This is a genomic window from Nitratireductor sp. OM-1, assembly GCF_003296175.1.
In the GTDB taxonomy this organism is placed as follows: domain Bacteria; phylum Pseudomonadota; class Alphaproteobacteria; order Rhizobiales; family Rhizobiaceae; genus Nitratireductor; species Nitratireductor aquimarinus.
The window spans coordinates 386,433-401,560 of record NZ_CP029209.1 but is presented as its reverse complement, the minus strand read 5'-3'; the positions used below and the strand labels follow the sequence as shown (position 1 = coordinate 401,560).

Annotated in this window: 14 protein-coding genes; 9 read left to right on the top strand and 5 right to left on the bottom strand. The window is 62.2% G+C overall.

All coding sequences use genetic code 11. The features are described from left to right. Positions 1-38: 38 nt before the first annotated feature. Positions 39-1,163, bottom strand: a complete 1,125-nt coding sequence (locus tag DEJ54_RS20955) for an extracellular solute-binding protein (protein ID WP_113156702.1) — start codon at positions 1,161-1,163, stop codon at positions 39-41. A 289-nt stretch (positions 1,164-1,452) separates the two neighbouring features. Beyond that, on the bottom strand, positions 1,453-2,244 hold the full coding sequence (locus DEJ54_RS20950) for a UTRA domain-containing protein (protein ID WP_113156701.1): 792 nt from the start codon (positions 2,242-2,244) through the stop codon (positions 1,453-1,455). A 320-nt stretch (positions 2,245-2,564) separates the two neighbouring features. Between DEJ54_RS20950 and DEJ54_RS20945 the strand changes: the two genes are divergently transcribed. Genes DEJ54_RS20945 through DEJ54_RS20915 form a run of 7 tightly spaced genes read left to right on the top strand, consistent with a single transcriptional unit; the run spans position 2,565 to position 9,760 of the window. Next, entirely contained in the window at positions 2,565-4,121 is a 1,557-nt protein-coding gene (locus DEJ54_RS20945) for an ABC transporter substrate-binding protein (RefSeq protein ID WP_113156700.1), read from the top strand. A 4-nt stretch (positions 4,122-4,125) separates the two neighbouring features. Then, the gene (locus DEJ54_RS20940; protein ID WP_113156699.1) at positions 4,126-5,064 is read left to right on the top strand and encodes an ABC transporter permease; all 939 of its coding nucleotides are present in this window, start codon (positions 4,126-4,128) and stop codon (positions 5,062-5,064) included. Then, entirely contained in the window at positions 5,061-5,951 is an 891-nt protein-coding gene (locus DEJ54_RS20935) for an ABC transporter permease (RefSeq protein WP_113156698.1), read from the top strand. The genes DEJ54_RS20940 and DEJ54_RS20935 overlap by 4 nt, the downstream gene beginning before the upstream one ends. Beyond that, positions 5,951-6,937, top strand: coding sequence for an ABC transporter ATP-binding protein (locus DEJ54_RS20930; protein ID WP_113156697.1), 987 nt, complete (start codon positions 5,951-5,953; stop codon positions 6,935-6,937). The genes DEJ54_RS20935 and DEJ54_RS20930 overlap by 1 nt, the downstream gene beginning before the upstream one ends. Further along, the gene (locus DEJ54_RS20925; RefSeq protein WP_113156696.1) at positions 6,934-7,941 is read left to right on the top strand and encodes an ABC transporter ATP-binding protein; all 1,008 of its coding nucleotides are present in this window, start codon (positions 6,934-6,936) and stop codon (positions 7,939-7,941) included. The genes DEJ54_RS20930 and DEJ54_RS20925 overlap by 4 nt, the downstream gene beginning before the upstream one ends. Next, on the top strand, positions 7,938-8,717 hold the full coding sequence (locus tag DEJ54_RS20920) for a creatininase family protein (protein ID WP_113156695.1): 780 nt from the start codon (positions 7,938-7,940) through the stop codon (positions 8,715-8,717). Before DEJ54_RS20925 ends, DEJ54_RS20920 begins: the two co-directional genes overlap by 4 nt. Continuing rightward, on the top strand, positions 8,714-9,760 hold the full coding sequence (locus DEJ54_RS20915) for a low specificity L-threonine aldolase (RefSeq protein WP_113156694.1): 1,047 nt from the start codon (positions 8,714-8,716) through the stop codon (positions 9,758-9,760). The genes DEJ54_RS20920 and DEJ54_RS20915 overlap by 4 nt, the downstream gene beginning before the upstream one ends. A gap of 58 nt (positions 9,761-9,818) precedes the next feature. Here the strand turns inward: DEJ54_RS20915 and DEJ54_RS20910 are convergent, their stop codons facing one another. After that, positions 9,819-10,961 (bottom strand): ABC transporter substrate-binding protein, encoded by a 1,143-nt coding sequence (locus DEJ54_RS20910; protein WP_113156693.1) that lies wholly within the window; start codon positions 10,959-10,961, stop codon positions 9,819-9,821. Between the two features lie 190 nt (positions 10,962-11,151). Between DEJ54_RS20910 and DEJ54_RS20905 the strand changes: the two genes are divergently transcribed. Continuing rightward, complete coding sequence (locus DEJ54_RS20905) at positions 11,152-12,039, top strand: MurR/RpiR family transcriptional regulator (RefSeq protein ID WP_113156692.1); 888 nt, start codon at positions 11,152-11,154, stop codon at positions 12,037-12,039. Positions 12,040-12,047: 8 nt separating this feature from the next. After that, on the top strand, positions 12,048-13,364 hold the full coding sequence (locus DEJ54_RS20900) for a glutamine synthetase family protein (protein WP_162742418.1): 1,317 nt from the start codon (positions 12,048-12,050) through the stop codon (positions 13,362-13,364). Positions 13,365-13,430: 66 nt separating this feature from the next. Here the strand turns inward: DEJ54_RS20900 and DEJ54_RS20895 are convergent, their stop codons facing one another. After that, positions 13,431-14,075 (bottom strand): cysteine hydrolase family protein, encoded by a 645-nt coding sequence (locus tag DEJ54_RS20895; RefSeq protein ID WP_113156690.1) that lies wholly within the window; start codon positions 14,073-14,075, stop codon positions 13,431-13,433. Continuing rightward, positions 14,072-15,127 carry a branched-chain amino acid ABC transporter permease gene (locus DEJ54_RS20890; protein ID WP_113156689.1) on the bottom strand — a complete coding sequence of 352 codons (1,056 nt, stop codon included), beginning with the start codon at positions 15,125-15,127 and terminating at the stop codon, positions 14,072-14,074. The genes DEJ54_RS20895 and DEJ54_RS20890 overlap by 4 nt, the downstream gene beginning before the upstream one ends. Position 15,128 lies beyond the last annotated feature (1 nt).

Here is a 15,128-nt window from a genome sequence, read left to right as displayed (position 1 = left end):
GGGTGCCCGAAGTGTCCAACTTTTCAACGATTGGCATGTCAGGCACTGAGGAACTTGTCCTGGTACTCGCCCCGGATTTCAACGAACCAGTTCTCCTGAACCGGCCACCACCAGAGATTGTCGATTGCATCTTCGGGGTAGGCATTCTGGAAGAAGGTCTTCATTTCCTGCGGCAGGAAGGCATCGGCACCCTTGGCCGTGGTGTTGACCCGGGCATGGCTGGCGTACATTGCACCGGCTTCAGGGGTCAGCATCCAGTTGATAAAGGCGTAGGCCTGTTCGACATTCTCAGAGCCGAGCGGGAGCGAGATGCCCTCCATCCACGACAGAGCGCCTTCGCGCGGTGCGAGATAGGAGATTGGCAGCCCCTCGTCCTTGAGGCCTGCGGCGGTCGAGTCCCACGTCTGGCCCAGAATGCAGCCATTCGTGCGGAATGCACCCTGGGCTTCGTTCTGGTTGCTCCAGAACTGGGCGATCGTAGCCTTGCGTGCGATGGCCTCGGCGAGGATCACGTCGTAGTTCGCCCGCATCGCGTCGGCGTCCTTGAAGCTGTCGAGGAAGGGACGCGGCAGCTTTCCTTCCCGCTCCAGCCACAGTGCGAGACCGACCAGGGCGGAATGCCCCCGCACGGTAACTTTGCCGGCCAACTCCGGCTGCCAAAGGTCGGCATAGGATGCAGAGCCATATTCCAGCGGCAGCTTTTCGGTGTCGAACGTCAGCGCTTCGGTGCCCCAGTCGGTGGGGACCTGATACCGCTTGCCATCAACAACCGCGCCAAGGGTTTCGGAACTCTTGATGGCGCTGTCGATGCAGCGGTCCCACTCCACTCGACTTTCATCGATAGGCTGGATCAGGCCATCCTCGACGTAGTTCGGCACCCGATCGAGCGCGGGCCAGATCGCGTCAAAACCGGAGCCCTGGTTGACGCGCATCATGCTGAGGATTTCCTCATTGGTGCCGTAGGGGGTGTAGGTCGTCTTGATGCCCGTCGCCTTTTCGAATGCGTCCAGCATTTCCGGAGAAATATATCCAGCCCAGGCGGCGAGACGCAGCTCTCCCGAGCTTGCGCGGGCCCAGGAGCCACGGGCGATGAAGGGGGCAGCGAGCGCGGCCGAAGAAGCGCCGCGCAGGATCGCTCTGCGGCTCAAGGGGCGAGAAAGCATTTGGGGGAACTCCGTTGTTATCCGTGTACCAGCAGGTTTGTATAGCCGGCTCCCCATCTCCGATTTCGACGACGGATGCGTGATTCTTTGATGACGGTTCGATGAATTTTGCTGTCAATGATCGTGTCGCTGACAGTCAAACTGGGCAGGATCCGCTTATTTCCTTCAGGTTCTACAGGGAAGCGGGACAGGAGCGGCCCACCCCTGTCTTTTGATCGCACCGAACCGGAACTTCCCGGGTGTCTGGCTCAAGCGGCGAAAGGTGTCGATCACGTTGAAGGTAAACAGCTTACGACGCCGGTGATCCAGCCAGAGTGAGCGGAGCGGTGTCGTACTGCGCCTTGAGTCTGGTCATGTCGCCGGCGTACCAGGCCATGCCATAGGACACCGCCGCGCCATTGGCGTGGATCACGCGTTCGATGTTCATGACCGCAGCGCCGGGGGCGAGCGCGAGCCGGTCTGACAGCGTCTCGTCGACAAGCGCAGAACCGATTTCCACATCGCCCGAACGCCACGGCAGATGGTCGATCAGCCAGTCGCCGGGCGGTGTGGTCTCAAAATCCACGGACCGGGCTTCTGGCAACAGGTCCAGATTGATCAGACGCTCTTCGTAGCAATAGATCCGGTCCCCGATATGGTGCCGGCAGCGGACGGCGAGCACATTGTCGCGGTCGTCCTGCTGGGTGCGCAGATGCGTGCAATCATCCGCATCTGCCTCGCGCTCCACCTGGTCGATGAACTCATAGCGATAGGGCTGTCCCATCTGCTCGGCAACGCTGGCCGGGTCGAGGATCTGCAGGATAATCGAATGCGCCATGGGACGCCGGACGAAACTGCCGGCGCGCTTGCGCGTCTCGATCAGCCCCTTCTGCGCCAGAAGCATGAGCACCTTGGAAACGGTGATGCGCGAACAGGCGTAGTGCTCGCTCAACTCCTTCTCGGTCGGGATGCGATAGCCTGTGTGCCACTGTCCTGAAAGGATGCGGGTTTCCAGATCCGTCTGGATCTTCTCATGCAGCGTGACGCGTCGTCCCGCGCCATTCTTCGCTCGCTTTGTCGGCGTGTTTTCGAGCTTGCCCATGCCCCAGCCTTAGTTCCCCCTTCCGGCCTTGTCGAGGGTGCGAGAGCGCCCTTTCGCAATAATGCATATGCATATTGCGAAAACCGCGTTTCGAGTCTAACGTCAAACCGGAGACAGGATCAGAGGACGTTGTCGGAAACGGTGAGGGGCGATACCGGCTCGACATTGTTGCTCTAAAGGCAGGCTGCCGAAACGGCGGCCGCCAGGCAGCGACGACGCTCAACTGGATGAACAGGAATTTGCGGCAGACCGAACCGGCTCTGCCGGCGATATCTCTTTGCCTGAACATATCGGGCAGCTTGAATGAGGGGAGTGAGTACATGCCTATCGATCTGAAGAAAGCACTCGGCGCGACGGCGCTGGCCACCGCCATTCTGGCCGGATCCGGCAGCGCCATGGCGGCCGATCTGCGCGTCAACATCGCAGCCGATCCGTCCATGATTGACCCGATTACCTATTCGGAGCTGATCGCCGGTCAGGTGATCTCGAACATGTATGAAAGCATCACCGCCATCGATGCGGACGGACAGGTGATCCCCGCGCTGGCGGAAAGCTGGGAACCGCTGGAAGGCAATCTCGGCTTCCGCTTCAAGCTGCGTGAAGGCGTGAAATTCCACTCCGGCCGTGAGTTCACGGCGGAAGATGTGAAGTTCTCCTTTGAAGAGCTTCTGCGCCCCGGCAACAAGGCGGGCCTCAACGCACCCTATCTGGATGTCGTGGTCGGCGCAGACGCCATGAAGGATGGAAGCGCCGACACGCTTTCCGGCGTCACCGTGGTGGACGATTACACGGTTGAAGTAGCCTTTACGCGACCCGACGTGCTGTTTCCGATCTATCCGATCTACCTGTTCGACAGCGGCATTGTCGAAGAGGCAGGCCCTGAATGGTACAACAAGGTTTCCGCCGGAACGGGCGCATTCAAATTCGAAAACTGGAGCCGCGGCCAGAAGGTCGAGCTGGCGGCCCATGCCGATTACTGGGGTGGCGCGCCTGCCATCGATGGCGTCGAATTCGTGGTGATCCCCTCGCCGGAAACAGCCATGGCCATGTTCGAGACCGGCGATCTGGACGTGATGGTCGTGGACGGACCGAGCATGCGCCGCGTGCTGGGCAATCCCGAGTTGAAGGAGCGCGCCATCACGGCGGCGCGCGCGCAGGTTCGCTACCTCGCCATGAATTCCGATCTTTACGAGCCCTTCAAGGACAAGCGGGTGCGCGAGGCCGTCTGCCGCTCGCTCGATCAGGACGCGATGATCGCCGGCCTTTACAGCGGGGCAGCCAAGCCGCTCTACGGCCAGGTGACGGAAGGTGTCGCCGGCTACAATCCGGACCTGCCCAAGATCGAATACGACCCGGAAAAGGCCAAGGCGCTTCTCGCCGAGGCCGGCTATCCGAATGGCGAGGGCCTGCCGCCGGTCAAGCTGAGCACGACCGAGCCCAACAAGAACCAGCACCTCTATTTCGCAAGCCAGCTTCAGGAAGTTTTGAACATGCCAGTGGATGTCGAGCTGGTGGAGCGCGGCACGCATCTGAAGTCGATCAATTCCGGGCAGACGCCCTTCTTCGCATGGGGCTGGAGCGCGGGTTATCCCGACGGCCTCTATTTCCTGTCGCAGCTCTGGTACTCCGACAGCCCCTATAACCGTGGCTGGAAGAATGCCGAGTTCGACGCGCTGATCGACAAGGCATCGATGACGGCGGACAACAAGGAACGCTACGCGATCTACCATGAAGCCGAAGGCATGCTGATGGACGACTGGGGCACCTGCCCGCTTCCGGTCTCCACCCTGATGGCGACGGTGCGCGACGGCGTTTCCGGTGTCGCCATCCAGCCCTTCGGCCTGGTGCCGTTCGCGGATGTAACCATCGCGGAATAGGTTGATGCTGCATTACGCAACGCGGCGTCTGCTGGGGCTGACGCTGGTCTGGGCCGTGGCTCTGATCGTTACATTCTTTGCGGTCAGGGCCGTTCCCGGCGACCCCATCATGGTCATGCTGTCCGACCATGCCGGAGATGCCGCGCTGGAAGCGCGCCTGCGCGCAGATTACGGACTGGATCGGCCATTGCCGGTCCAGTTCCTCGCCTATATCGGCGACGTGCTGAACGGCACGTTCGGCCTCTCCTACCGCTATGTGGGATCGACGGTGATCGATGTTATCCGCGATGGCATGACGATCACGCCGCTTCTGGCGCTTTCCGCGCTTTTCATCGCCGTGCCGCTGGGCCTGTTCTTCGGCGTGTTTGCCGCCGTGCGTGCGGGAAGCTGGGCCGACACCGGCATCATCCTGCTGCTCGTCACCTTCATCTCCATTCCCTCATTCGCGCTGGCCGCGCTTCTGGTCTGGATGCTTTCGCTCAAACTGGCGCTGCTGCCGGTCGCCGGCTGGGGCTCGCCCGCACAGCTCGTCCTGCCCGTCACGGTTCTGGTCGTAGGCCCGATGGCAGTGATTGCCCGCCTCACCCGCACCTACATGCTCGAAGTGCTCGACCGCGATTTCGTGCGCACTGCGCGCGCCAAGGGCGTTCGTGAAAACCGCGTCATCTGGCGGCACGCTCTCGGCAACACGATGGTGCCCATCGTCACGTCCATCGGCCTCATTTTCGGTGGTCTTCTGTCGGGTGCGTTCGTCGTGGAAACGGTCTTCAACATTCCCGGCCTCGGCCGCATCGCCATCGATAGCGTGCTTGCGCGCGACTACCCGGTCACCATGTCCATCGTCCTTCTGTTCACGGTCTTCTACTCGCTGATCAATCTCTGCGTGGACCTCATCTATGCCTGGCTCGATCCTCGCATCCGTTTCGACGAGGCCGCCGCATGACGCCTGAGACCTCGAAAACCGACGCGCTGAACGCGCCTGCCCCGAGGCGGGGCCTGTCCGATTTTCAGATCCGCTTTCTTCGCTCGCGCAATGCGATGATCGGCAGCATCATCGTGGCGTTTGTCGCCATCGTTGCGCTTCTCGCTCCCTGGATCACGCCCCATGACCCGACAAAAGTGTCGATCATGGCGACATGGCTGCCGCCCGGCGGCGACCATCTTCTCGGGACCGACGCGCTTGGCCGCGACGTGCTCAGCCGGCTTATCATGGGCGCACGCGTCTCGCTGACGGTGGCGCTCTCGGTCCTCGCAATCACCATGACATTCGGCACGCTTCTGGGCATGGTCGCCGCGTGGTATCGCGGGCATGTCGACAATGTCCTGATGCGCTTCGTCGACATCATCTTCGCATTTCCGGAACTCATCATCGCCATCATCGTGGCGGCGGCCATGGGGCCCGGCACATTCACGGTAATCGTCGCTCTTGCGCTCGTCTGGTGGCCGGGCATTGCGCGCATGGCGCGCGCCCTTGTGCTGTCGCTGCGCGAGGAACCCTTCGTCGAGGCCGGCATTGCCTGCGGCACGCCCACATGGCGGATCATGTGGCGGCATCTCCTGCCCAACATCGTGTCCCCGATGATCGTTCGCGCCTCTCTCGGCGTCGGCATGATCATCATGGCCGAAGCCACGATGTCGTTTCTCGGCATCGGCGTGCAGGAGCCCTACCCCACATGGGGCGGCATGATCCGCGACGGCCTGCCCAATCTGCGCACCGATCCGCATCTGGCGCTCTCCGCCTCGGTTGCGCTTGGCATAACCATGATCGGCTTCAACCTGCTGGGCGATGGCCTGCGCGATGTGCTTGACCCGAAAAGCAGGGGGCGTTGATGAAGCTTCTGGATATCAGCGGGCTCAGCGTTTCCTTCAACACGCTGCGCGGCCCTGTCGAAGTGCTGAAAGACGTCTCTTTCGATGTGATGCCCGGTGAGGTCGTGGGCGTTGTCGGCGAAAGCGGCTCGGGCAAATCCGTAACCTCGCTGGCGATCATGGGGCTGCTAGGCCATTCCGGCAAAATCACCTCCGGCAACATCGCGCTTTCCGGCACCGAACTGACCACGCTTTCGGAAGAAGAGCTGCGCGCCCTGCGCGGGCCTGAAATGGCGATGATCTTTCAGGAGCCGGGCACCAGCCTGAACCCCGTGCAACGGGTCGGCGACCAGATTGTCGAGGCCATGACCGAACACGCCTTCTGCCCTCCGGCAGAAGCGCGCCGTCGCGCCGTGGAGCTGATGGACCGTGTCGGCATTCCCGGACCAGACCTGCGGGCGCGTGACTATCCGCACCAGCTCTCCGGCGGCATGAAGCAGCGCATCATGATCGCCATTGCGCTTGCCTGCCGCCCGAAACTTCTGATCGCAGACGAACCGACAACGGCGCTGGATGTGACCATTCAGGCGCAGATCCTCAATCTCATTCTGGATCTGAAGGACGAATTCGGCATGGGCGTGATGCTCATCACCCATGACATGGGTGTGGTGGCGCAGATCGCCGACCGCGTGGTGGTGATGTATGGCGGACAGGTGGTGGAACGCTCGGAGGGCGACGCGCTGTTCACCCGCTCCGCGCACCCCTATTCCCGGCTCCTCCTGCGGTCGATCCCTTCGGCGTCGCAGCGGCAGGACGACCTTCCGATAATCAAAGGCACCATGCCTGCGGCGGGACGCTTTCCGGCTGGCTGCCGCTTCCACGAGCGCTGCCCGATGGCGATGGCGGCCTGCGCCCTGTCCGTTCCTCCGCTCAACGAAGCGGGACCGGCCCATTTTGCCCGCTGTTTCCGCACCGAAGCGATTGACGAGCTGGAGGCACTGGCATGACTGCGCCATTGTTGAAACTGGAGAACATCTCCAAGCGCTTCCGGGTCGGCAACAAGGAACTGGCAGCGGTGAACGACGTCTCGCTCGATGTGGCGGCGGGTGAAACGCTTGGCATTGTGGGCGAAAGCGGCTGCGGCAAGTCCACGCTTGGCCGCATGATCCTGCGGCTGACAGACCCGAGCGACGGCGCAATCACTTTCGACGGCCGCGACATCACCCGGCTCAGCAAGCGGGCCATGCGGCCGCTCCGCCGCGATATCCAGATTGTTTTCCAGGATCCCTATGCGTCGCTCAACCCGCGTATGAAGGTGGGTGAAATCGTCGCCGAGCCGCTGGTGAATATCGGCATGAAGCGCGCCGAGATCGCCGCCCGTGTGGCAGAGGTTCTGAAGGTGGTGGGACTGCCGGCGGAAAGCGCCGACCGCTATCCGCATGCCTTCTCCGGCGGTCAGCGCCAGCGCATCGGCATTGCGCGGGCGCTTGCCGTGAAGCCGCGCCTGATCGTCTGCGATGAAGCGGTTTCGGCGCTCGACGTGTCGGTACAGGCGCAGGTTCTGACCCTGCTGCGCGACATTCAGCGCGAGACCGGGGTGACCTTCGTCTTCATCTCGCACAATCTCGGTGTCGTGCGCTTCCTTTGCCACCGCATCGCAGTTCTCTATCTGGGCCGGGTGGTCGAAATCGGCACCGAGGCGCAGCTCTTCGAGTCGCCACAGCACCCATATACGCAGGCGCTGCTCTCCGCCATTCCCGAAGCGGGTGCAGGGCGGCGCGGGCGCATTCCCGTGCCATCGGGCGAGATTCCAAACCCCATCAACCCGCCGCCGGGTTGCCCGTTTCACCTGCGCTGTCCGCGTGTTCAGGACAGATGCCGCAGCGAAATACCCACGCTTGTCAGCGATGCAGGCGGACAGGCCGTGGCGTGCCACTTTCCCGGAGCGGATGCGGACAGCCCGCATCAGACTCTGGAAGACAAAAGAATGACTGAAGGAGAAGCGCAATGAAGGGCCGTTGGCTTGAAGATCTGACCTGGAGCGAAGCGGCGGAATGGCGCGACCGCGATGCGCTGGTTCTGGTGCCGATTGGCGCAGCAGCCAAGGAGCATGGCCATGCGCTGCCGCTCTGCACCGACTATCTGCTCGCCCGTGGCCTGACCGATGGTGTGCTCGAGCAACTGCCCATTCTAGCAGCGCCCGTCATGTCGTTTGGATATTACCCAGCGTTCCGCCATTATCCCGGCAGCCAGCACATCCGCCCTGAAACCTTCTCCATGCTGATCGACGATGTTCTGAGCGGCTTTCTCGCACAGGGTTTCCGCAATCTGGCGATCCTGAACACTGGCGTTTCGACGACGCCCGTGGTGCAGGTGGCCGTGCGCGAATTCTACGAGCGCACCGGCACCCGTGTCGCGCTGGCCAACATTCTGGCGCTCGGCCATGACGCCGAACATCTGATGACCCAGAAGCTCGGCGGACATGGCGACGAACATGAGACTTCGCTGATCCTGGCGCTCGATGAGAGCCGGGTCCGCAAGGACAAGCTTGTCTGCGACTATGGAAACCAGCTCGATGCGCCCAAGACCGTTTTCTACTGGCCGACCACCTTCAACGGCGACCCGGAAAGCGGCGTCGACTATTCGGCCACAGGCATTCGCGGCGACGCAACGCTTGCCACGAAGGAAAAGGGTGAGGCGAGCCTCAAGGCAAGCGTTGCCGATGTTGTCGATGGGCTTCGCGCGCTCTTCCCGGACGCCGTGGGCAGGCCCGGAGACGCTTCATGACGCGGTTGAACCTGGCGGATGACGGCGACTGGCTGACACCCAAGGAAACGGCAGAGCGTCTTGCCCAACTGACCGCCAGTGGCGATGTCGCGCCGGACTATTATGGCGTTGGCGGGCCAGTCACCGAACTGGAAAACGCTGTCGCTGCGATGTTCGGCAAGGAAGCGGCGGTCATGTATCCGACGGGCACGCTGGCAAACATGCTGGCGGCGCGCGAGCTGGCCGCTGCAAAGCGCGGCCCGCGGCTGGTTGTGCAGAGCGACAGCCATGTGTTCAACGATGCAGGGGACAATTTCACCCACGGCATCGGCGTCACCACGGTGCCGCTGGCCTCGGAAGGCCCAAGCTTCACCGCAGAGCAGCTGCGCGCCGAGATCGAGCGCACGGCCAGTGCCCGTGTGCCGGCCACCATTGTGGGCGTGATGGTGGAAACGCCCAGCCGGCGATACGCCAACCGCCTGTTCGACTCCGTTGCGCTGGCAGAAATCATCGCACTGGCAAAAGCCGAAAACATTCCGCTGGTCCTCGACGGGGCGCGAATTTTCATCGAAGCCGCCTGGACGGACCGGGAGCTCACGGAGATCACCGCGCCCTTCGATTACATTTACCTGTCGCTCTACAAATATCTCGATGCGCCTTTCGGGGCCGTACTTGCGGGATCGGCGGCAGCGCTTGAAGGACAGCACCACGAGCGGCGACGCTTTGGCGGCGGTCTCTTTCAGATGTGGCCGTCAGCGCTTCTCGCCCACAACGCGCTGGCCAGACAGACGAAGAACTGGGCAGCTGTACGCGTGGCGGGCGCTGCCGTGCTGGACGCCCTGCCCGGTCTGGGCGTTGAGGCCCACAGGCTTGTCGATGACACCAATGTCATCCGCATCAAAAGCGCGGTTGAAAGCGAGGAAGTGGCAAAGCGGGCACAGGCGCGCAATGCAAAAATGCCGCCACGCTCGCGCGACGGTTACGTTCTCAAGATGAATGAAAGCTGGCTGAACACCCCGCCAGACAGGATTGCCGCCACCATCGCTGACATTCTCCGCGATTAGCCGGCTTGAACACGCAGTGATTGGGCGGGGCCTGAGCCCCGCCGTTTCACGCCAGATCCTATTCCGTTTCTGGCTTCCAGATTTCCTCAACCGTGTATTTGCCATTGTGCACGCTGATCAGCGATACCGGCTTCGGCGGAACCATGGTTTCGCGCGTGTAGCTGATCTCGCCGGTCACGCCCTTGAAGCCGCGCGTTTCGGCAAGCGCATCGCGGATCTTCGCCGGCTCCGCCGAGTCAGCGCGACGGATCGCATCCGCGACCAGCATCAGCGCGTCATAGCCGAGCGGCGCAAAGGCATTCTCCGGGTCGATGCCATATTCGGCCTTGTAGTCCGCAATAAACGCCTTCACTTCATCACGATCATCCGCGCGATAGGTGTGCGTGGAGAAGTAGACATCGTTAGCAAGCTCCGGCCCCGGAACGGTGGACACCAGTTCCGTGTCGAAGCCGTCACCGGAAACGATTGGCATGGTGATGCCCTGCTCGCGGATCTGCTTCACGGAGAGACCGGCCTCGGACGGGATCGCCGAAACGAACACCGCGTCGGGCGCGGGGTCGATGGAGGCGAGACGCGCAATCTGTGCGGAGAAATCCGTATCGCCCATCATGAAGCTGTCGGTCCCGACAATCGCGCCGCCGCGCTCTTCGAACCGTTCGACGAAGAACTTGCTGAGCGCCTTGGTGAAGTCCATGGAATTGTCGGTCCACACCGCAACCTTGCGGGTGCCGAGTTCATCATAGGCATAATCGGCGATGGCGTAGGACTGATCATCATCGCCAAACGGCGCCATGAACATGTAATCGCCAACCCATTGCGGCAGTTCGGGATGCGTTGCGCCCGACGTGACGAAGGGGATGCCCGCTTCCTGGAACAGCGGCGCGCCCGCCATGACGAAAGTGGTGTCGGACTCGCCAATGCCGGCCACGACCCCTTCCGAGATAAGGCGCTGCGCGGCCTTTGCCGTTTCCTGCTGATCCGTCTTTCCGTCCGGCGCGATCAATTCAATCTGCTTGCCCAGAAGACCGCCATCGGCGTTGATCTGCTTGACAGCGAGCTGTGCGCCCTTCAGCGATGGACCGTCGAGTGACGACATTCCACCAGTTACATTGTAGAGCGCACCGATCTTGATGGTTTCCTGCGCGTTGGCCGCGCCCATAACGGCGGCCAAAGCCACCGATGCGGCAATCAAGTGTTTCATGCCAATCTCCCTGCTTCTTGTTGAATGTCACCCTCTGACGCAAGGTGCCCCGGGAAGGCTCATGCGATGTCATCAGCATGACTCTGCAATTGGAGAACGTCAATCGAATGATACATTTTTTCTTCCAAATGGCTATTTTGTCTGATTTGATACATTCGGGAAATGCGCGACGGGAAGCGGAGCAGAAGCTATGAACGTTTTGGAGGATCTGCGCCGGGCGCTGCCCGAACTCAGCAGCCGCGAAGCGCGCGCCGCGCGACACCTGATCGCCAATTATCCGATGGCAGGCCTCACCACGGTCGCTGAATTTGCCGAGCAGAGCGGCGTCAGCACCGCCACGGTGCTGCGGCTGGTCAAGCGCCTTGGTTTCCCGGTCTACGCCGAATTTCAGGAAGCGCTGCGCAGCCACATTGAAGAGAGCCTGCAATCGCCCCTGCTGCGCTTTGGTGAGCGCAAGGTGCGCGATGCAGCCACCGACGAATCCTATCTCGCGCGCACCAGCGACCGCATGGCGGAGTATTTTCGTAGCCTTCCGGATCTTATTCCCGAGAAGGAGTTCGACCGGGCTGCAGCACTTCTAGCAGACCCCAAGCGCGACATTCACCTGCTCGGCGGTCGCTATTCCTCCCATGTGGCGCGTTATATGGGCGACCTGCTTTCGGCAATACGCGGGCGCATTCATCCGATCAGCGGGCAGACCCAGACCTGGCCGCAGTTCCTGCTCGACATGGGCCGGGGCAGCGTTCTGGTCGTTCTGGATGTGCGCCGCTACCAGGACGATGTGGTGCAGTTCACCCATGCCGCCTCCAAGCGCGGCGCAACCGTTATCCTCCTGACCGATATCTGGCAGTCGCCGGCTGCCCGTTCGGCCGATCTCGTTCTGACCTTCCCGGTGGAATCGCCGTCGATTTTCGACGTTCTGACCATCGGCATGGGGGTCGCCGAAGCGCTGGTCGGCGCTGCAGCCAGCAAGGCGGACACAGCCGGGCGGACACGCTTCGAAACGCTCGAAGACCTGCGCACCCGGCTCGCCGAAGGCACGTTCAGTCAGGAACGGAGCAAATCAAAACGAAAATGAGGGGTTCGATGAAACGCGAAGAAATCGTCATGCTTTGCACCGCCGATCTTGCCGGGCAGGTTCGTGGCAAGGGCTTTCCTGCTTCGGATCTGGAGGCGAGGCTGCGCAAGGGCATCGGCTGGACACCGACCAACAGCATGATCACCGCGCACGGCCCGATCGCCCCAACCCCATGGGGGCCCTATGGCGACACGGTGCTGACGCCGGACCCGGCTTCGCGCGTTCGCGTCGACTTCGGACCGGATGCAGCAGCCAGCCATTTCATCATGGGCGATATCATGAACCTCGACGGCACGCCGTGGAGCGTGTGTCCCCGCAGTTTTCTCAAGCGCATGCTACATGAGCTTGAAACCCGACACGGCCTGCGCCTCAAGGCCGCCTTCGAGCACGAGTTCCTGCTCGAAGGCATGGAGGAGCGCCCCAATTCGAGTTACGCGCTCGATTCATTCCGCCGTCAGGGGCAGTTCGCCGAAACCTATCTGGGCGCGCTCAAGGAGGCCGGGCTGGAGATCGATACGTTCATGCCCGAATACGGGCCGATGCAGTATGAAGTCACGGTCGGCCCGGCCGATGACGAGCGCTCCGCCGATCACGCCGTTGCCGTGCGCGAAATCGCGCGCGCCGTTGCGCAGCATTTCGGCCACCGCGCAAGTTTCACGCCGATCCTGCGGCCGGATGCCGTGGGCAATGGCGTCCACGTTCATTTCGGGCTGCTGGACGCCGAGACCGGCGCGCCGGTGAACCACGACCCTTCAGCCCCGAATGCAGTATCCGCGAAAGCAGCGAGCTTCCTGTCCGGCATCCTCGCCCTGATGCCCGCCATCACCGCAGTGACAGCGGCCTCAAGCATTTCCTATCTGCGCCTGACGCCGGACCGCTGGAGCGCGGCCTACAACAATCTGGGCGAGCGCGACCGCGAGGCGGGTCTGCGCATATGCCCGGTGTTCCCCGGCGCCGGTGTCGACATATCGAAGCAGTTCCATTTCGAATTCCGCGCCGCCGACGCCGCAGCCAGCCCCTACATGGTGCTGGGCGCGCTGGTGGCTGCCGGTCTCCACGGTCTGGACGAGGCGATGGAAGCACCGCAGGTATGCCGCCAGCCCCCGCAGCATCTGACGGAGAACGAACGTCAGGCGCTTGGCATCGTCAGGCTTCCGCAGTCGCTCGATGCCGCCCTCGACCTGTTTGAAGGCGCGACTGCGCTGCGTCCGCTTTTCGGTGAGGAGCTTGTTTCCGCCTATGTTGCACACAAGCGCTTCGAGGCGGAGCTGATGAAAGACCTTTCGCCAGAAGAGCAATGCGCGAAATACCGGCAGGCCTACTGATCCTTTTGATGCAAACGGGGAGACGCACCGCGCCTCCCCGTCACTCCTCCCAGTCACCGCGTCTCATCAGCCGGAGACGATATCGCGCTCCACGGCGGCAATCAGACTGTCCGTCGTCTCCATGCGACAATAGCCCTTGAAGGCGTTGAGCGCGGAAACATGCCGCGCCTGCGTATCGGTCGCGCATCCATCCGAAACGCAGATCATGTGAAATCCGCGGTCAGCGCCGTCACGAATGGTGTGGTCAACACACTGATCCGTCAGGAACCCGGTGACGATGATCGTATCGAGCCCGATATTGCGCACCAGATACTCGAAATTCGTCGAATTGAAGAGGCTCGATGAAGTCTTCGGGATGACCATTTCGTCGCCGCGCGGGGCGACTTCGTCGATCACCTGCGCATCGACCGAGCCCTTTGGAATGAAGAAGTTCGACAGCTTGTAATCAAGGCTGCGGTCTCGCCCGTCCTCGGTATAGTTCTCCATCACCGTGTAGATGACTTCCACGCCGCGGGTGCGCGTCGCATCGATGAGCCTTGCGATGTTGGGAATGACCTCACCGCGCGCGGCCGCGTAGAATTCCGGGCGTGGCTGGCGGTTCGCCTCGTCCATCACCCAGTTCTGCACATCGATGACCAGAAGCCCGGTGCGCTCCCGGCGCAATGGCTGCGCCCGCGTCTCGAAAATATCCTGCTGGCGCGGTGCGCTCATTGCGTTTTCCTTCCGCTGAACAGACGGCGCACGAAAGCGGGCTCGCCGCTGCCGAACAGCCCGCCCGGCTTGAGATAAAGAACCACGATCAGGCACAGCGCCACGATGACCTGGCTCATACCATAAAGACCTATGCTTTCCTCCACCGGGCGCAGCGCCTCGGAGAGAACCGTAATAGCGGTTGCCGCAACGAGCGCACCGGTGATGCTGCCCGATCCGCCGATCACCACCATGACCACGATGTTGAAGGCCAGCAGGACGGAATAGGTTTTCGGCGTCACAACGCTGATGAGATGGGCGAGCATCGCACCGGCAATAGCGGCCATCACCGCGCCGATCACGAAGGCGAGGATTTTTAGCCGCGCGGCGTTGATGCCGCTGCAGGAGGCTGCGAGTTCATTCTCCCGCACCGCCATCATCGCCCGTCCGAGCGAGGAAAATTTCACCCGCCACGTAATGGCGACGACGATGACGAGGAAGCCCAGCGCCCACCAGATATCCACGTGACGCGGCAGGCCGCTCAGGCCCGCGCCGCCGCGCGTGATGCCATCCCAATTGGTCGCAAGCCCCTGCACCACGATGATGAGACCAAGCGTTGCGACCGCGAGATAATGCCCCTTGAGGCGCAGCACCGCCCAGCCGATGGCAAGCGCGACCAGCCCGCCGGCAAGACCTGCAATCAGGAGCGCCGGGAACATGGAGAGCTCTGTCGAAGCCAGCCAGTCCGGCAAACCCGGAAGCATGGAGCCCTTGCGCCGTGCCGAGAATGTCAGGATCGCGGCCACATAGGCCCCGATGGTCATGAACGCGGGATGGCCGAGCGAAAACAGTCCGGTCAGGCCATTGGTCAATGTCAGCGACACGGCGAGCGCTGCATTGATAAACAGGAGCGCCAGCAGCGTGACGAGATAGCTGTTCAGCCCCTGCTGTGCGGCCCACACGGCCGCCGCAGCTACAAGGATTGTGAGAATGGCGACGACAAATCCGCTGCGTGGCGTTGTCGGAGCCGAAGCGGTTTCCGCCACGGACGTGGTTTGCGAAGGCGTCGGCATG